General features: G+C 69.8%; 15 protein-coding genes. 7 read left to right on the plus strand and 8 right to left on the minus strand.

Annotation, left to right across the window (positions count from 1 at the left end; genetic code table 11):
• Positions 1 to 26: 26 nt before the first annotated feature.
• The 4 genes from ACFVY3_RS11065 to ACFVY3_RS11080 form a co-directional block, all read right to left on the minus strand.
• Positions 27 to 1,202 carry an ABC transporter ATP-binding protein gene (locus ACFVY3_RS11065; RefSeq protein WP_290256697.1) on the minus strand — a complete coding sequence of 392 codons (1,176 nt, stop codon included), beginning with the start codon at positions 1,200 to 1,202 and terminating at the stop codon, positions 27 to 29.
• The gene (locus tag ACFVY3_RS11070; RefSeq protein WP_400159740.1) at positions 1,199 to 2,791 is read right to left on the minus strand and encodes an ABC transporter permease; all 1,593 of its coding nucleotides are present in this window, start codon (positions 2,789 to 2,791) and stop codon (positions 1,199 to 1,201) included. Before ACFVY3_RS11070 ends, ACFVY3_RS11065 begins: the two co-directional genes overlap by 4 nt.
• 4 nt (positions 2,792 to 2,795) lie before the next feature.
• The gene (locus ACFVY3_RS11075; protein WP_290256695.1) at positions 2,796 to 3,848 is read right to left on the minus strand and encodes an iron ABC transporter substrate-binding protein; all 1,053 of its coding nucleotides are present in this window, start codon (positions 3,846 to 3,848) and stop codon (positions 2,796 to 2,798) included.
• 163 nt (positions 3,849 to 4,011) lie between these two features.
• Positions 4,012 to 5,370 carry a glycoside hydrolase family 76 protein gene (locus ACFVY3_RS11080; RefSeq protein WP_400159741.1) on the minus strand — a complete coding sequence of 453 codons (1,359 nt, stop codon included), beginning with the start codon at positions 5,368 to 5,370 and terminating at the stop codon, positions 4,012 to 4,014.
• 160 nt (positions 5,371 to 5,530) lie between these two features.
• Between ACFVY3_RS11080 and ACFVY3_RS11085 the strand changes: the two genes are divergently transcribed.
• Both ACFVY3_RS11085 and ACFVY3_RS11090 read left to right on the plus strand, forming a co-directional pair.
• Positions 5,531 to 6,328, plus strand: a complete 798-nt coding sequence (locus ACFVY3_RS11085; protein WP_400159742.1) for an SDR family NAD(P)-dependent oxidoreductase — start codon at positions 5,531 to 5,533, stop codon at positions 6,326 to 6,328.
• Positions 6,325 to 7,587, plus strand: a complete 1,263-nt coding sequence (locus ACFVY3_RS11090; protein WP_400159743.1) for an acyl-CoA dehydrogenase family protein — start codon at positions 6,325 to 6,327, stop codon at positions 7,585 to 7,587. The genes ACFVY3_RS11085 and ACFVY3_RS11090 overlap by 4 nt, the downstream gene beginning before the upstream one ends.
• Before the next feature lie 39 nt (positions 7,588 to 7,626).
• Here ACFVY3_RS11090 and ACFVY3_RS11095 read toward each other — a convergent pair whose 3' ends face one another.
• Positions 7,627 to 8,481: a DUF1684 domain-containing protein gene (locus ACFVY3_RS11095; protein ID WP_400159744.1), complete on the minus strand. Its 855-nt coding sequence runs from the start codon at positions 8,479 to 8,481 to the stop codon at positions 7,627 to 7,629.
• Positions 8,482 to 8,611: 130 nt separating this feature from the next.
• Positions 8,612 to 9,232 carry a TetR/AcrR family transcriptional regulator gene (locus tag ACFVY3_RS11100; RefSeq protein WP_400159745.1) on the minus strand — a complete coding sequence of 207 codons (621 nt, stop codon included), beginning with the start codon at positions 9,230 to 9,232 and terminating at the stop codon, positions 8,612 to 8,614.
• Positions 9,233 to 9,355: 123 nt separating this feature from the next.
• On the opposite strand from ACFVY3_RS11100, the gene ACFVY3_RS11105 reads away from it, so the two are divergent.
• The 4 genes from ACFVY3_RS11105 to ACFVY3_RS11120 all read left to right on the plus strand — a co-directional run bounded on the left by ACFVY3_RS11105 (position 9,356) and on the right by ACFVY3_RS11120 (position 14,622).
• Positions 9,356 to 10,036 carry an NADPH-dependent F420 reductase gene (locus ACFVY3_RS11105; RefSeq protein ID WP_400159746.1) on the plus strand — a complete coding sequence of 227 codons (681 nt, stop codon included), beginning with the start codon at positions 9,356 to 9,358 and terminating at the stop codon, positions 10,034 to 10,036.
• Positions 10,037 to 10,225: 189 nt separating this feature from the next.
• Positions 10,226 to 11,080: a Rieske 2Fe-2S domain-containing protein gene (locus ACFVY3_RS11110; RefSeq protein ID WP_400159747.1), complete on the plus strand. Its 855-nt coding sequence runs from the start codon at positions 10,226 to 10,228 to the stop codon at positions 11,078 to 11,080.
• 128 nt (positions 11,081 to 11,208) lie between these two features.
• The gene (ppc, locus tag ACFVY3_RS11115) at positions 11,209 to 14,046 is read left to right on the plus strand and encodes a phosphoenolpyruvate carboxylase (protein ID WP_400159748.1); all 2,838 of its coding nucleotides are present in this window, start codon (positions 11,209 to 11,211) and stop codon (positions 14,044 to 14,046) included.
• A 270-nt stretch (positions 14,047 to 14,316) separates the two neighbouring features.
• Positions 14,317 to 14,622 (plus strand): hypothetical protein, encoded by a 306-nt coding sequence (locus tag ACFVY3_RS11120; protein ID WP_400159749.1) that lies wholly within the window; start codon positions 14,317 to 14,319, stop codon positions 14,620 to 14,622.
• A 3-nt stretch (positions 14,623 to 14,625) separates the two neighbouring features.
• Here ACFVY3_RS11120 and ACFVY3_RS11125 read toward each other — a convergent pair whose 3' ends face one another.
• Together ACFVY3_RS11125 and ACFVY3_RS11130 are read right to left on the minus strand one after the other, a co-directional pair.
• Positions 14,626 to 15,282 (minus strand): DedA family protein, encoded by a 657-nt coding sequence (locus ACFVY3_RS11125; protein WP_400159750.1) that lies wholly within the window; start codon positions 15,280 to 15,282, stop codon positions 14,626 to 14,628.
• Between the two features lie 27 nt (positions 15,283 to 15,309).
• The gene (locus tag ACFVY3_RS11130; RefSeq protein ID WP_400159830.1) at positions 15,310 to 16,281 is read right to left on the minus strand and encodes an RluA family pseudouridine synthase; all 972 of its coding nucleotides are present in this window, start codon (positions 16,279 to 16,281) and stop codon (positions 15,310 to 15,312) included.
• A gap of 192 nt (positions 16,282 to 16,473) precedes the next feature.
• Here ACFVY3_RS11130 and ACFVY3_RS11135 point away from each other — a divergent pair, with 192 nt between their 5' ends.
• Positions 16,474 to 17,103 carry a helix-turn-helix domain-containing protein gene (locus ACFVY3_RS11135; protein WP_400159751.1) on the plus strand — a complete coding sequence of 210 codons (630 nt, stop codon included), beginning with the start codon at positions 16,474 to 16,476 and terminating at the stop codon, positions 17,101 to 17,103.
• Positions 17,104 to 17,105: the final 2 nt, after the last annotated feature.

A 17,105-nucleotide genomic window follows, 5' to 3' on the forward strand; every position in this document is an offset into this window, starting at 1 on the left:
TAGGACCCCGAGGTCCCGGGAGGGTCCTAGGCCTGCGGGGTGTCCTCGACCGGGAAGGCCACGGCCTCGCCCACCACACGCAGGCACAGCTCGGTACCGGGACGGGCGATCGAGGCGTTCCAGTGCCGGATGGTGATGATTTCGCCGCCGCCGGGGTAGCGGTGGTCCGCCACGTCGCCCTCGGCCAGCTTCGCCGGGACCGGGAGCTGGAGCCGGACCGTGGTTTCGGGGCCGAAGTAGTCGGTGTCCACCACGGTGCCGCGGATGGGTCCGTCCTCGGCAATCCGGATCTGTTCGGGCCGCAGCATCAGCTGGACCCGGCCCTGCGCCGGCGGGCGGCGGACCGGGATGCCGCCGAGCGAGCAGGTGGCCAGGGACCCCTCCATCCAGGCGTCCAGGATCACGGCGTCGCCCAGGAACTCCGCCGTCGCCCGGTCCGCGGGGCGGGTGTAAACCACGAACGGGTTGCCGATCTGGGCGAGCTTGCCGCCGCGCATCACGGCCACCTGGTCCGCGAAGGAGAGCGCCTCGGCCTGGTCGTGGGTGACAAGGATGGTGGTGACCCCGGCGTCCTGGAGGACCTTGCCCACGGTGCGGCGGGTGGCCACCCGCAGGCCGGCGTCGAGGGCGGAGAACGGCTCGTCCAGGAGCATCAGCTCCGGTTCGCGGGCCAGGGCGCGGGCCAGCGCCACGCGCTGCTGCTGGCCGCCGGAGAGCTGGTGCGGCCGGCGCCTGGCCATCGCCGGGTCCAGCGCCACCATCTCCAGCAGCTCCGCTACCCGCGCCTTGACGCCGCGGTGCCCGCCCGGGAGCTTACCGGCGTCGAGCCCGAACGCCACGTTCTGGCCTACGGTCAGGTGCGGGAAGAGCGCGCCGTCCTGCGCCACGTAGCCCACCTGCCGCTTGTGCGCCGGGACCCAGACGCCGTCACCGGCCACTTTCTGCCCGCCCAGGGAGATGCTGCCGGTGTCCGGATGTTCGAACCCGGCGATCAGGCGCAGGAGGGTGGTCTTGCCCGACCCCGACGGGCCCACGATCGCCGTCGTGCCGCCGCGGGCCACGGAGAGGTTGACGCCCTTGAGCACCGCCTGCGAACCGAAGTTCTTGGTCACGGCCGCAACCTCCAGGTGGCTGTTGGTGCTGGGCGCCACGGAGGCGGCGATCCGGGGTTCCGGAAGCCGGGAGGGGTGTTGTTCGGTCACTGTCCCGCTGCTTTCTTGGACTGCTGGAAGAGGAGGTAGGTCATCGGGGCGGAGAGCAGGATCATCAGCAGCGCATACGGTGCGGCGCCGGCGTAGTCGATCTCGCTGCTCTTGCTCCAGAATTCGGTGGCCAGGGTGCGCGTGCCGTTCGGGGAGAGCAGCAGCGTGGCCGTCAGTTCGTTCACGATCGCCAGGAACACCAGCGCCGCGCCGCCGGCCGCCGCCGGGGCGGTCAGCCGCAGGGTGACGCGCAGGAACGCCAGCAGCGGAGGCTTGCCCAGGGCCTGGGCGGCCTCGTCCAGTTCCTTCGGCGCCTGGGCCAGCCCGGAGCGCAGGTTCACCAGCGCACGCGGCAGGAACAACAGCACGTAGGCGGCGATCAGCAGCGTGGTGGTCTGGTACAGGTCCGGCGCCACCCTGATGCTGACGGTCACGAAGGCCAGGCCGACGACGATCCCGGGCATCGAGCTGGTGACATAGTTCGAGAGTTCCAGGGCCTTGCTGAACCAGCTGGGCCGGCGCACCGCGAGGTAGGCCATCGGAAACGCGACGACGGTGGTGGCGGCGGCCCCGGCCAGCCCGTAGCCCAGGGTCTGCAGCAGAGCGGGCAGGAACTCTTCGGCGGACCAGATGTCCGCGCCGCCGGCGACGATCCAACGCACCACGAAGGTCAGCGGCAGGCCGAACGCCAGCGCGGTAACGGCCAGCAGGAACAGCTGGGCCGGTGCCTGGTAGAAGCGCAGCGGCAGCCGCAGGGCCCTCGCCTGGGCCCCGGAACCCACCCGGGCGTAGCGTGCGGTGCCGCGGCCGCGGACCTCCACCAGCAGCAGGATCAGGCAGAAGAACACCAGCACGCTGGCCAGCATGTTGCCGGCGGCCCCGTTGAAGGTGGACTGGTACTGGACCATGATCGCGGTGGTGAAGGTGTCGAAGCGGATCATCGCGAAGGCCCCGTACTCGGCCAGCAGGTGCAGCGCCACCAGCAGCGCCCCGCCGGTCATCGCGATCCTCAGCTGCGGCAGCACCACCCGGAAGAACGCCCGCCACGCGCCCAGCCCCAAGGACGCCGCGGACTGTTCGATCGCCGGGTCCAGCCGGCTGAGGGTGGCCGCGGCCGGAATGTAGACCAGCGGGAAGTAGGACAGCGTGGCGATCAGGACCCCGGACCACAGGCCGCCCAGTGACGGGACGGCGGAGACCCACGCGTAGCTGTTGACGAACGCCGGGATGGCCAGGGGAGCGGCCAGCAGCACGGCCCACCCCCGGCGGCCCTTAAGCGTGGTCCGTTCCACCAGCCACGCCCCGCCGACGCCGATCACCAGGCAGAGCGGGACGGTGAAGACCATCAGCAGCACGGTGTTCAGCAGCAGCTCACCCACCCGCGCCCGGAAGATCAGGCTGACTGCGGTGTCCCAGCCGGTGGCGACGGTCATCACCGCCACGTAGCCCAGGGGGAGGAGGGAGAACAGGGCGATCAGGACCGCCAGGATGGCCACCACGGACACGCCGAACGGCGGGCGGGGGCGCTTGCCCCGGCCCGCCGTCGTCGTGCTTCCGGTGGTCCCGGGAGCCGCCAGCGTCTTGGTCACTGGTTTAGAGCAGTCCTGCCTTGGTCATCAGATCGGTGACCTTGGCGGAGTTGAGCTTGGCCGGATCGACCTTGGGTGCCTGCAGGTCCTTGATCGGGACCAGCTTGTCGTTCGACGGCACATCGGAGGCGATCGCGTACTCGAAGGAGGTGCCCTTCTGCAGGATCTCCTGGCCCTTCTTCCCGGTGATGAACTTCAGGAAGGCCTGGGCCGCGCCGGCGTTCTTCGAGGACTTCAGCACGCCGCCGCCGGAGACGGAGAGGAACGCGCCCGGGTCCTGGTTCTTGAAGAAGTACGGCGTGACCTTGTTGGAGTTCTCGCCGGTCTTCGCCTGGTCACCGTAGTAGTAGTAGTGGTAGATCAGGGCGGCGTCCACCTCGCCGGCGTTGACGGCCTTCATGGCCGTGCTGTTGCCCTTGTAGGCCTTGAAATTGTCCTTCATGCCCTTGAGCCAGGCCTCCGTGGCGGCCTCACCCTTGAGCTCGAGCAGCGCGGAGACGATTGCCTGGAAGTCGGCGCCCGACGGCGACGCGGCCCACTTGCCCTTCCACTCCGGGTTGGCCAGGTCCAGCATGGACTTGGGCAGCTTGTCTTCGCTGATCTTGGTCTTGTCGTAGACCAGGACGGTGGAGCGGGCGGCGATGCCGGTCCACTTGTTGGTGGACGGGCGGAACTCGGCGGGGACCTGGCCGATGGTGGCCGGGTCAACGTCGGCGAAGAGGCCGGCGTTCTCCACCTGGGCCATGGCCGGGGAGTTCTCGGTCAGGAAGACGTCGGCGCGGGTGGCCTGGCCCTCCTGGATGATCTGGTTGGACATCTCGGTGTCCGAACCCTGGCGGAGGGTCACCTTCACGCCGGTCTCGGCGGTGAACTCGTCCACCCACTCCTTGGTGAGGGATTCGTGCTGGGCGTTGTAGACCGTGATCTCACCGGAGGGCTTGCCGTCGGCGCCGGCGCTGCTGCCGGAGGAGGACGAACCGGAGCCACAGGCTGCGAGGCCGAGCGCGGCGGTGGCGGCGAGGGCGACGCCTGCCAGCGCGTTCTTGCGGATCTTCATGGGGCTGCTTTCTGCAAGGAAAAGGTCGTAGGAACCCGCCTCCGTGAGCGGGAGGTTAGGGCATGCTCACTACAAAAAACTGTAGGTTAGCCAAACCTAAGCAACCAAGCCGAGAGCGCCTTAAGTGAGGGAGATCACACGAATTACGAAACTATTGCGTGACTTAATTGGTTTCGTGTTGCAGCGGGGCCGTGGCGTCGACGACGGCTGAGGCGGGATCGGGTTCGGCGGGCACGTCCGGGCGGGCCTCGCCCGTTTGTTCTTCGCCCGTTTGTCCCTCGCCCGGCTGTCCTTCCGCCGGCTGCTCCGCGTCGGCGGCGTCGACGATCGCGGGCAGGCGGGGCGCGATCGAGGCCGCGGCTTCGAGCACCATCCAGGCCTGCAGCTGGGTGGAGAGTTCGACGTCGGCGCCGGCCGGGTAGGTGCGGCGCGCGGGGAGCTCGGGCCGGGCGGAGAAGACCAGCCGGGCGCCGTTGCGGGCCAGCGGCTCGTTCGCGCCGACCACGCGCCGGCCCTCCCAGAAGGCCTCCGCTGTGTCCGTGACCAGCCGCGCCGCCGTCGCCCGGGTCTCCTCCGGGAGCCGCTCGTCCACCGCGGCGAGGGCCAGGTAGCGCACCAGAATCCCGCTGAAGAGGCCGCCGTCGCCCGTTCCCTCGCCGCGGACCACTTCGCCGCGGCGGCCCAGCAGGGGTGCGTCCACGGTCAGGTGCTCGCGGACCGCGGTGATCAGTTCCTGCGCCCGTGCCAGGTTCGCCTCGCCGCCGAGCTCCAGCAGGGCCCCCAGCGCCGGGCCCTGGTTGTAGGTGTAGACGGCCTCTTCGAGCCGGGGTTCCCCCTCCGGCACAATCCGCAGGCCGTCCTGGTAGAGGCCCTGCTCCGGATCCAGCAGCTTGGCGTCCAGCCAGTCCAGCAGCGACTGGGCCCGCGCCGCCTGGCCGGTCCGGGCGTAGTGCAGCGCCACCGGCCCGGTCGCCGGGGTGTTCTTGAAGTCCCGCTTCTTGCTCCAGAAGGTGCCCCCGCCCAGGTCGTCGGTGGAGGCGGCATCGAACTGTGCCCCCAGCCGGGTGAGGACGCGGGCGTTGCGGCGGCGGCCGGCGCTCTTGCGGCCGTCCTCGGCCAGGAGTTCCAGCCGCCGGGTGGCCAGGGCCAGCCAGGCCATGTCGTCGTAGTAGCTGTTGACCACGGTGAAGAGGTTCCGCACCCGGATGCCGTTGAGCAGGCGGGAGGCCAGCTTGCCGGCGCTGGGCAGGTTCTTGCCGTCGAAGTGCGCCGGGGTGTGGCCCGCGACGCCGAGTTCCCGCCGCCCGGCGTCGACCAGGCAGTCCATGTAATGCGCCTGCCACCAGTAGTGCCAAGGCCGGGAGAGGTTCTTCAGCCGGCTTGAGGGGCGGACGATGGCGCCGATGTGGGTGCCGGGGAGGAAGAAGAGGCTCTGGCCGAACAGCCGGGTCACCGAACGCGCGGCTTCGTCGGCGCGGAAAGACCAGTTCGGGGCAGGGGAATGGGCGGCGGCTGCGGTCATGGTCCCAGAGTAGTGGCGGGGGCGCCCGCGGCGCTGAATCTCCACGAATGGGTGCGCTCTGTGTCAATTCCAGTTAACGTGTACTAACTAACGTTTCCGGACGCCGCGGCCCGGCCGGCCTTGTGCGACCGGGCAGGGGTTTCCACATCAAGGAGGATGTATGGACGTCTTGGGTACCGTCGCACTGATCACGGGCGGCGCGTCCGGGCTGGGCGCCGCCACCGCACGCAGGCTCTTCGACGCCGGGGCCTCGGTGGTCCTGGTGGACCTGCCCGGCGCCGCGGGGGAGGGCCTCGCCGCCGAACTGAACGGGATGGAAAGTGCCGCCGGGAACCGGGCCGTGTTCGTGCCCGCGGACGTCACCAACGAGGAGCAGGTGCAGGCCGCCGTCGACGCCGCCGCGGAGCTTGGACCGCTGCGCATCGTGGTGAACTGCGCCGGGATCGGCACCCCGGGCAAGGTCCTGGGCCGCGACGGCGTTCTGCCGCTGGAGGCCTTCAACCGCGTCATCCAGGTGAATCTGGTGGGCACCTTCAACGTCATCCGGCTTGCCGCCGCCGCGATGGCCGCCACCGAGCCGGTGGCCACGGAGCTCGGCGGCCCCGAACGCGGCGTCATCATCAACACCGCCTCCGTCGCGGCCTTCGACGGCCAGATCGGCCAGCCCGCCTACGCCGCCTCCAAGGGCGCCGTCGCCGCCATGACGCTGCCGATCGCCCGCGAACTGGCGCGCTCGCTGATCCGCGTGGTGACCATCGCGCCGGGCATCTTTGAGACTCCCATGATGGCCGGGCTGCCGCAGGAGGCGCAGGATTCCCTGGGCCACCAGGTGCCGCACCCCTCCCGGCTGGGCCGGCCCGCGGAGTATGCCAACCTGGCCGCGCACATCGTTGACAACGCCATGCTCAATGGCGAGACCATCCGGCTGGACGGCGCCATCCGGATGGGCCCGAAGTGACGCTCGCGATGGACCGGGTGCAAGGAGAGCAGGCGCAGGCGGGCCGGGCGCGGGAGGTGGCTGTTTCCGAGGCCGCCGACGGGCTTCCCGACCTGCCCGGCGCGGACTTCTTCGGCTACGAGGCGCTGCTCAGCGACGTCGAACGCGCCAAGCTGGCCGAACTGCGCGGCTTCCTGGCCCGCGAGGTGGCGCCCTATGCGGAGGAATGGTGGAACCGCGCCGAATTCCCCGCGCACATCCTGCCCAAGCTCGCCGCCCTGGAGCTCAGCACGCCGGTCCAGCGCGGCTACAGCAACCTCTTCGCCGGGATCGTCATCGCCGAGATCACTCGGGTGGACACCTCCCTGGCCACCTTCTTCCTGGTGCACCACGACCTGTTCGTCGAGTCGCTCTACGAGTTCGGTTCCGAGGACCAGCGTTCCCGGCTGCTGGCGGACGCGGCCAGCCTGCGCACCACCGGCGCCTTCGCCCTGACCGAGCCGAACCACGGCTCCGACGTCGCCGGCGGCATGGAAACCAGCGCCCGGCGCGTCTCCGGCGGGGACGAGGGCGATTACTGGGTGCTCAACGGCGCCAAGCGCTGGATCGGCAACGGCACCTTCTGCGACTACATGCTTGTCTGGGCCCGCGACGAGGCCGACGGCGCCATCCGCGGCTTCATCGTCGACGCCACCCTCCCCGGGGTGAGCCGCAGCCGGATCGAGAACAAGATCGCGCTGCGGACCGTGCAGAACGCGGACATCGTCTTCACCGACGTGCGGGTGGCCGAAGCGGACCGCTTCGCCGGCATCAGCAGCTTCGAGGACACCAACGAGCTGTTGCGCGGCTCCCGGATCATGGTGGCGTGGCAGGCGGTGGGCCAGCAGCTGGCCGCGTTCGACGTCGCCCGGCAGTACGCCGTCGAACGCCGCCAGTTCGGCCGGCCGCTGGCGAAATTCCAGCTGGTGCAGCAGCAGCTGGTGACCATGCTGGGCAATGCGGTGGCGAGTACCGGGATGATGGTGCGGATTGCCCAGCTGGAGGACGCCGGCGCCGCGGACATGCCGCAGGTGGCTCTCGCGAAGTCTTACGCCAGCGCCCGGATGCGTGAGACCGTGGCGATGGGGCGGTCACTGCTGGGTGGCAACGGAATAGTCACCGACTACCGGATGGCCAAGATCTTCGCCGACGCCGAGGCGATTTACACCTACGAGGGCTCCTTCGAGATCAACACCCTGATCGCCGGCCGGGCCGTCACCGGGGTCTCGGCGATCGTCTAAGGCACTCGACCTTGGGCGGGCCGCATCGCGCTGCGGCTGTCAGTTGGCGACGGCGTCCTCCGGGGCGCCGTCAGGCACCCGTTCCCCGGCCTCAATCCGGTAGTCCAGGCTGTTGTTCTTCACCGGCATGGGACAGGTGCCGTACGGGGTGAAAGCGCTGGGATAGTTGATGGCCCGGTTGAAGTCCAGGACCACGGTTCCGTCCGGCCTCGGGCGGGCGGTGGAGACCTTGCGCCACTCATCGGTCGAGTCGCCGTTTGTCTCGTCGTGGAACGTCACCGTCAGGGCCCCGAGCTTCTCCTCCTCGGCCTGCAGCCGGTACTCATGGTTGCTGCCGGGCAGTCGGAAGACGAGTTCGCCGACGCTGCGGTGCACCCCGTCCACCAGCGGGTTCGCGGTGCCGATCGGGACGTCCACCGGCTCCGGGTACGGCTCAAACCGCGCCTCAACCACCAGGTCCGGCCGATAGCCGAAGGTGGGGACGCCGCCGAAGTCCGTGAACACCGGAGACCGGGAGTCACGTGTCCGAATGGCGTACTTCCCGCCACGCATGGCCAGCTCCACCCGCACCTGGGTCCCGTCCGTGCCGCCGAACTGCACCCAGATCAGGGATTCCTCGTCGGCCAAACCCGCGCTGATGGTCCCGTCCACCGGCTCTCCGGTCTCCACCAGGGTCAGGCCGTCCACGGCCGCAGCGGTGAGGAACGCCGTCGTGCCGTCCGTCCACCAGAGGCCCGGAACCAGCTCAAGGGTGGACGCCTCATCCGCGAGCCACTGGAATGACGTCAGGGTCAGCCAGCCGTATTCGGTAGCCAGTGCGGCGTCGCGGTTGGTGCGGAACCGCCGCCAGCGGGCCAGCTGCGGGTCGGCGTTCTGCGCGTCTGCGGGGGTCATGGTCATCTCCGGGGGTTCAGCCCAACTGACTGACAGTAGAGGCCGTTATAAGGGCCCAAAACGGCTTCTGCTGCGAGCGAGTTGGGTGGGAGCGGGCAGGGGGAGGGGCGGTTGCGTTGTGCGAGGTGGGTCAGCGGGGGACAGCGACGGCGGCGGCCACCAGCTGCTCGGCCGTGGCCTTGGCGGCGGCCGCGGCGGCGGGGTCGGCGTCGAGCACCCCGCTGGCCAGGCCGCCGTCGAGGATCAGGGTCAGGCTGCGGGCGAGGGCCTCCGGATTCCCGGCGCCGGCCCGTTCGGCCAGCTCGGTGATCCAGGCAAGGATGGACTGCTTGTGCGCGACGGTCCGCTCGTGCACGCGGGTGCCGGAGGGGGACTCGGCGGCGGCGTTGATGAAGGCGCAGCCGCGGTACCCGTCGCGGCGGCAGGCCGTGGTGAGCGCGTCGAACAGTCCCACCAGCTCGCGGGCCGGATCCGGTCCGGCGGCCTCGGCGGCGGCGTGCAGCTGACCGGACCAGACCCCGTCCACGTGCTCCAGATAGGCCAGGATCAGGTCGTCCTTGGCCGGAAAGTACTTGTAGAACGTGGCCTTGGCAACGCCCGATTCGGCGATGATCGTATCAATCCCCGCAGCCCGCAGGCCGTGGGCGTAGAACAACCGGAAGGCCGTTGCCAGAATCCTCTCCCGCGCCTGGCCGACGGGCGTGCGGACCGCCTGTGGGGCGGCCGGGGCGGGTGCTGCTGCTGGACTCATACCTCCATGCTACAGACCGGTCTGTCTGCGCGCCCTTGTGCATAGACAGATCTGTCTGATAGCGTCCCGAAAAGAGGTAGACAAACCTGTCTGCCAAGAATTCCCGTCTCCAGTGAGGTCACCATGAACATCGCAGTCTTCGGCACCGGAACCGTCGGCCCCGCCGTCGCCGCCGCCCTCGTCGCGCTCGGCCACGACGTCGTCATCGGCACCCGCGACCCGGAAGCCACCCTGGCCCGTACCGAGGCCGGCCCCATGGGCGGCGTCCCCTTCGCCCAGTGGCACGCCGAGCACCCCGGCATCCGGCTGACCACCTTCGCCGACGCCGCCGCCGGGGCGGATCTGATCGTCAACGCCACCAACGGCTCCGGTTCCCTCCCCGCCCTCACCGCGGCCGGCGAGGAGAATCTGGCCGGCAAGGTCATCATGGACATCGCCAACCCGCTGGACTTCTCCCAGGGCTTCCCGCCGTCGCTGAACCCGGTGAACACGGACAGCCTCGGCGAGCAGCTGCAGCGCGCCTTCCCGGCGGCCCGGGTGGTCAAGACGCTGAACACCATGAACGCCTCCCTGATGGTGAACCCCGCCAGCGTGGCAGGCGGCGACCACTCCGTGTTCGTCTCCGGCAACGACGCCGAGGCCAAGGCCCAGGTGTCCGGCCTGCTCGCCGAGCTGGGCCACCGCGACATCATCGACCTCGGCGACATCACCACCGCCCGCGGCACCGAGATGCTGCTGCCGGTCTGGCTTCGGCTCTGGGGAGCGCTGGGCAACGCGGACTTCAACTTCAAGATCGCGCGCTAAGGGCGGCCGGGGACCCGAGACCCGGGACCCGGGAGCTGCGGAGGGGTCCGGGGCCAAAGTCCCGGGCCTTGAAGCGGCCCGGGGTGGAACACTTGGTCCATCCGGCGGCCCGGCAGCGCCGGGCCGCCTCAGGCGACCGGCAGTCTCCCGTGCTGTGCGGTCGTTCCGCCCGCCACCCGAGGAGTCGTTATGAACCCGATGGATTCCGTCGTCGCCGCCATCGAACGCCTCGACGGGCTGGACGGTCCGGCGTCGGCCCTTGCCGGCCTGGTCGGCAAGGCGGTGCAGCCCCGCGCCGTCCGCAACCTGCTTAGCGGCACCGTCCTGGGCCACCCGCTGCATCCCCTGCTCACGGATATCCCGATCGGCGCGTGGACCATGGCGTCCCTCCTGGACACCGTGGGTGGAAGGGAGATGGAACCGGCCGCGGACCTACTGGTGACCGTGGGGATCGCCGCGGCCGTTCCGACGGCGGCGGCCGGCCTCAACGACTGGTCGGACACCGCCGGAAAAGCACGCCGGGTTGGGCTGGTCCATGCCGCGGTGAACACGGTGGCCCTGGGTCTCTACGCCTGTTCCAGCGCCGCCCGCTTCCGGGGCAACCGCGGCGCGGGGACGGCGCTGGGCCTGGCGGGACTGGGCGTCCTGACCTTTGGCGGGTTCCTCGGCGGCCACCTGAGCTTCGCCAATGCGGTCAACGTCAACAGGACCGCGGACCGGAACGGCCCCTCGAAGTGGACGCCGGTGCTCGACGACGCCGAACTCCCCGAGGGCGGCTCGCGCAAGGTCGAGGCGGGCAAGGTCACCGTCCTCCTGTACCGGACCGGCATGGCGATCCTCGCCGTCGACAGTGTGTGCAGCCACGCCGGCGGCCCGCTGGAGAAGGGCACGGTCGACAACGGTTGCGTGGTCTGCCCCTGGCACGGCAGCACATTCCGGCTGGCCGATGGAGAAGTGGTCCGGGGCCCGGCCACCCGGCCCCAGCCGGCCTATGACACCAGGATCACCGAGGGGCGGATCGAAATCAGGCGCCGGACGGCCTGATACCCCCGGCCCAATAGACGGAACCGATTCCCCACGCGGCGCGTGAGGCGGGTAACATCCCAGAGGTAACCCGGCTCACAGTATCCAGCGCAGTGTACGAGCCACCTCGAACCTCGAAAGATGCTTCCATGGCTGACACTGCACTGACCTCCGGCCTCGAGCTGGCCGACGACCTCGCCGCCGAACTGCGCGCCGACGTCCGCCGGGTGTCCACGCTTTTGGGCGAATCCCTGGTCCGCCAGCACGGCCCCGAGCTCCTCGATCTCGTGGAGCAGGTGCGGCTGCTGACCAAGGAATCGAAGGAAGCCGCCCGGGGCGGCGCTGACGCCACCGGCCCCTGGAGCTCGTACGACGTCGTCGCCCAGGTCCGCGAACTCCTCGGCTCCCTGCCGCTGGACCAAGCCACCGACCTGGTGCGGGCCTTCGCCTTCTATTTCCACCTGGTCAACGCCGCCGAGCAGGTCCACCGGGTCCGCGGGCTGCGGAACCGCCAGGAAAAGGACGGCTGGCTGGCCAAGACGATCGCCGAGATCGCCGAGAAGGCCGGCGCCGGCGTGCTGCAGGACGTGGTCAACGCCCTTGACCTCCGGCCGATCTTCACCGCCCACCCCACCGAGGCCTCCCGCCGCTCGGTGCTGGACAAGGTCCGGCGGCTCTCGGACATCCTGGCCCAGCCCACCGCCGAGGGAACACCCGCCCGCCGCCGCCAGGACCGGCAGCTGGCCGAGGTGATCGACCAGATGTGGCAGACCGACGAACTCCGCCAGGTCCGGCCCACCCCGGTGGACGAGGCACGGAACGCGATCTACTACCTGACCGGGATCCTGACGGATGCGATGCCGGAGCTGATGTCCGACTTCGCGGACCTGCTGGCCGAACACGGCGTGACCCTCCCGGTGGGCACGGCGCCGGTGCGCTTCGGCTCCTGGATCGGCGGCGACCGGGACGGCAACCCCAACGTCACCGCCGCCGTCACCCGCGAGATCCTGCAGATCCAGAACCAGCACGCCGTCCGGATCTGCATCGAACTGATCGACGGTCTGATCTCGATGCTCTCGAACTCCACCGCACTGGCCGGCGCCGACCAGGCGCTGCTGGACTCGATCGACGTCGACCTCAAGAACCTGCCCGGCCTGGACCGGCGCGTGCTGGAGCTGAACGCCCAGGAGCCCTACCGGCTCAAGCTCACCTGCATCAAGGCCAAGCTGCTGAACACCCGCCGCCGCGTGGCCGCCGGGTCCACGCACGAACCCGGCCGCGACTACGCCGCCACGGCCGAACTGCTGGCCGAGCTCGAGCTGCTGGACACCTCGTTGCGCAACCACCAGGGCGCGCTGGCGGCCGACGGCGCCCTGGCCCGGGTCCGGCGCGCGGCGGCCTCCTTCGGTCTGCACCTGGCCACCCTCGACATCCGCGAGCATGCCGACCACCACCACGACGCCGTCGGCCAGCTGATGGACCGGCTGGGCGGACCGGGAGTGCGCTACGCCGAGCTGAGCCGGGCCCAGCGGCTGGAGGTGCTCGGCGCCGAGCTGGCCTCCCGCCGGCCGCTCTCCGGCCACCCGATCAAGCTCGACGGCGCCGCGGACGGCACCTATGACGTCTTCCGCGAAATCCGCCGCGGGCTGCGCACCTTCGGCCCCGACGTCGTCGAAACCTACATCATCTCCATGACCCGCGGCGCCGACGACGTCCTCGCCGCGGCCGTCCTGGCCCGCGAGGCCGGCCTGGTGAGCCTCTTCGGCGAGGCGCCGTACGCCAAGCTGGGCTTCGCGCCGCTGTTGGAAACCGTCGAGGAACTCCGCGCCTCCGCCGAGATCGTGGACGCGCTGCTCTCCAACTCCTCCTACCGCGAGCTGGTCCGGCTCCGCGGCGACGTGCAGGAAATCATGCTCGGCTACTCGGACTCCAACAAGGAATCCGGCGTCATCACCAGCCAGTGGGAAATCCACAAGACCCAGAGCAAACTGCGCGATGTCGCCGCCAAACACGGCGTCCGGGTGCGGCTCTTCCACGGCCGCGGCGGGTCCGTGGGCCGCGGCGGTGGCCCCACCTATGATGCGATCCTTGCGCAGCCGAACGGCGTGCTCGACGGCGAGATCAAGTTCACCGAGCAGGGTGAAGTCATCGCGGACAAGTACTCGCTGCCCGAGCTGGCCCGGGAGAACCTCGAACTCTCCCTCGCCGCCGTCCTGCAGGGGTCCGCGCTGCACCGGGCGCCGCGCACCACCAAGGACCAGCGCGATCGCTACGGCCACGTCATGGACACCGTCTCGGACGCCGCGTTCGCCCGGTACCGCAGCCTGATCGACGACCCGGACCTGCCGGCCTACTTCGTGGCCTCCACCCCGGTGGAACAGCTCGGCTCGCTGAACATCGGCTCGCGACCGTCCAAGCGCCCCGACTCCGGCGCCGGGCTGGAGGGGCTGCGGGCGATCCCGTGGGTCTTCGGCTGGACCCAGTCGCGGCAGATCGTGCCCGGCTGGTTCGGCGTCGGCTCCGGGCTGAAGGCCGCCCGAGAGGCCGGCCACACCGAGCAGCTGGCCGTGATGATGGAACACTGGCACTTCTTCCGCTCCGTGCTCTCCAATGTGGAGATGACGCTGGCCAAGACGGACATGGACATCGCCGGCTACTACGTCTCCACCCTGGTCCCGGAGAAACTGCACCGGATCTTCCACGCCATCCGCGCCGAGTTCGACCTCACCGTGGCCGAGGTCCGAGCCCTCACCGGGGAGAACCTGCTGCTGGACGCCCAGCCCGGGCTTAGGCGCTCCCTGGAAATCCGGGACCAGTACCTGGACCCGATCAGCTACCTGCAGGTGGAGCTGCTGCGCCGCATCCGGGCGGCAGGCACGGGGTCCTCGGACGCCGAGATGACCGGCGGGGAGATCGACGAGCGGCTGCAGCGGGCCATGCTGATCACCGTCAACGGCGTCGCCGCGGGCCTGCGCAACACCGGCTAGTCCCGGGCCTCTTTGGTGACGCTCCCTCAGGTGTGGCGGGTTTTTTGGGTGATGCTCCCTCAGGCGTGGCGGGTCTTCTGGTGACGCTCCCTCAGCTGTGGCGGGTTTTTTGGTGACGCTCCCTCAGGTGTGGCGAAAAATTCGCCGCAGGAAGCGCTTGATCTGAGGGGGCGTCGTCCTGGGGGCGGCAAGATCTGAGGGAGCGTCGCCTTGGGGGCGGCTGGATGTGAGGGAGCGTCGGGGGTCGGGTGGGGTGGTTAGGCTGGATCCATGCCCTCCTTCCAGACCAGACTGAAGATCACCGGACTCCGGCCGGGGAATCCGCCGGAGGCCGTCATGGACGCGGCGCTGGAGGCGTTGGGCACGCGCCACCACGTGGAGGCCCACCAGTTGGAGCTGGCCGGCGGTGTCCCGCAGCTGAACCTGCGGTTCCTGGTGGAGGCCACCGCCTACGCGGCGGAGAACAGCCAGGCTCTGGAGGCGGCCGCCATGATGCGCGACGCCGTCGAACGCGTGGCGCTCACCGGGAACCTCACGGTGCTGCGTCGCAACCGCGGCCGCTGGGCACCGGTGTAGGCCCTAGAAGTCCAGTTCGGCGTCGGGGTCCGTCTGCCCGTCCCCTGCCGCGCCTTCCCGCTCCACCACCGGGGAGCGGCTGCCGCGGCGGCGCGTCACCACCAGCCCGACGACGGCGCCGATCACGATTCCCAGCGCCACGCCGATCAGTGAACTCGCCCAGAACGGCAGCCTGGTGGCCGAGCCGGTGGCGTAACCCAGACCCACCGACCACATTGCCCACAGCGTCCCGCCCAGGGCCGCGCAGAGGCTGAACCCGCGGGTGGAAACATTCGCAATTCCCGCCGCGGCCGTAGTGGCGAGCCGGCCGCCGGGGATGAAACGGAGGCCGATGATCCCGCCGTAGGTGGATGAGCGGCCAGCCTTGGCGATTGCCTGGTGGATGCCGCTGTGGAACTGCCGGCCCCACCTCCAGCGGTCCAGGACGTGGCTGAGCCGGCGCTTGAAGAGCTGGAACACCAGCAGGTCGCCCAGCCAGGAGGCGGCCGCGGCCAGCAGGATGATCAGGAAAACGTTGGCCCGGCCGTCGGCGCACAAGGCGCCGCCGGTGATGATCAGCATCTCGGACGGGACCGGCGGGAAGATGGCGTCGCCGACCACCATGGGGACGATCCAGAAGTAGATCGCCGAACCCCAAGTATCAGCATTGGCCAGGTCCATGGCCACAACGTACCGCATCCGTGGCGGTTAGTTGGTGCGGGCCTCGGAGAGAGTCAGCCGGCTGCGGTATTCGACGGGATTTCCGGAGACGGGGTCCACGAAGCGGATGCCGCGGGCCAGCAGCTGCAGCGGCTTGGAGTAGTCGTCCGGGGCCTTGTCCAGCAGGTCCGGGTAGAACGCGTCGTTGACGATCCCGAGTCCCAGGGAGGCCATATGCACGCGCAACTGATGGGTCTTGCCGGAGTGCGGCTCGAGCCGGTAGAGGGCACGGCGGGGGCTCGCGTCCCTCCCTGCACAGCCGTCGTCGGTGCCGCCGTGCGCCGCCGCGAAGGTGCGGATCCGCTCGATCCGGGTCTCCGTGTTCGGCTCACCCTCGATCACCTCGGCCAGCAGGTAGCTGCGCGACTTGGTCATCCGGTTGCGCACCACCACGGGGAAGTCGACGGCGGGATGGCCGGGGGCGGGCTCCGCGGCGGAAACGCACTCGTATTCCTTCTGGACCTGGCGCTTCTCGAACAGGACCTGGTACTTCCCTCGGGTCTCCGGGTTGGTCGAGAGCAGCAGGATCCCGGCCGTCATCCGGTCCAGGCGGTGCATCGGGATCAGGTCCGGCAGCTGCAGCTGGTTCCGCAGCCGGACCAGGGCCGACTCCTGGATGTAGGTCCCGCCGGGGGTGGTGGGCAGGAAGTGCGGCTTATCCACCACCAGCAGGTGCTCATCCTGGTGCAGGATGTTCAGCTCCACCGGCATCCGGATCTCCGGCGGCAGGGTGCGGTAGTACCAAATGAACGTGTGGTGCCGCAGCGGGGTGGTGCGGTCCAGCGGGATCCCGCCCTCGCCGACGATCTCGCCAGCGTCAAACCGGTCCGCGATGCCCTGCGGGTCGATGTGGCCCCAGCGGTGCATCATGTAGTCCATCGCGGTTTCCCACGGACCCTCCTCCGGCAGTCGCAGGCGGGTCGCATTCACGCCATCGCGCACGGGGAGGGGGGATTGCATCACCGGTCCATTCTACGCGGCGGGGTTTCGCGGGCCTCCGGCGTTGCCCGCCCCTCCCCGGCGTCTCGGCCACTTCGACGGTTCCCTGCCGGTTAGACGTTCTTGAGCGTCTTTTTGACAGGGAACTGTCGAGGCGGACCGACGGAAAAATATTCCTTGACAAATAAATCTGTCGGTGATGAGACTTGGAGCATGCAAGCTATTGAAGTGATCGAGGATCCGGCGGCCGCGGAAGCCACCCTGGACCCCATCCGTACCCGGATCCTGCGCGAGCTGACGGACCCGGGCTCCGCGACGCAGCTTGCCGCCAGGCTGGGACTTCCCCGGCAGAAAGTGAATTACCACCTGCGGACCCTGGAGCAGCACGGCCTGGTGGAGCTGATGGAGGAGCGGCGGCGCGGCAACGTCACCGAGCGCATCCTGCGGGCGACGGCGTCGTCGTACCTGATCTCACCGGCCGCCCTGGCCTCCGTGGCCCCGGACCCGCGCCTGTTCTCGAACCGGTTTTCGGCCTTCTGGCTGCTGGCACTGGCCGGCCGTATGGTCCAGGAAGTGGGCCGGCTGATCGCCGGGGCGGCCGCCGCCCGGCAGGAACTGGCCACCTTCGCGATCGACGGCGAGATCACCTTTCGTTCCGCGGCGGACCGGGCAGCCTTCGCCGGGGAACTCGGCGAGGCGGTGACCCGGCTGGTCGACAAGTACCACGACGGCGGCACCGAGCACCCGGCGGCCTCCCGGCCCGCGGGGCGGAAGCACCGACTCGTCGTCGCGCTCCACCCTGCACTGAAGAACCCATCCCCAACCCCCACAGCCAAGGACTAGGA

Source organism: Arthrobacter sp. BPSS-3, from assembly GCF_044628475.1.
Lineage (GTDB): Bacteria > Actinomycetota > Actinomycetes > Actinomycetales > Micrococcaceae > Arthrobacter.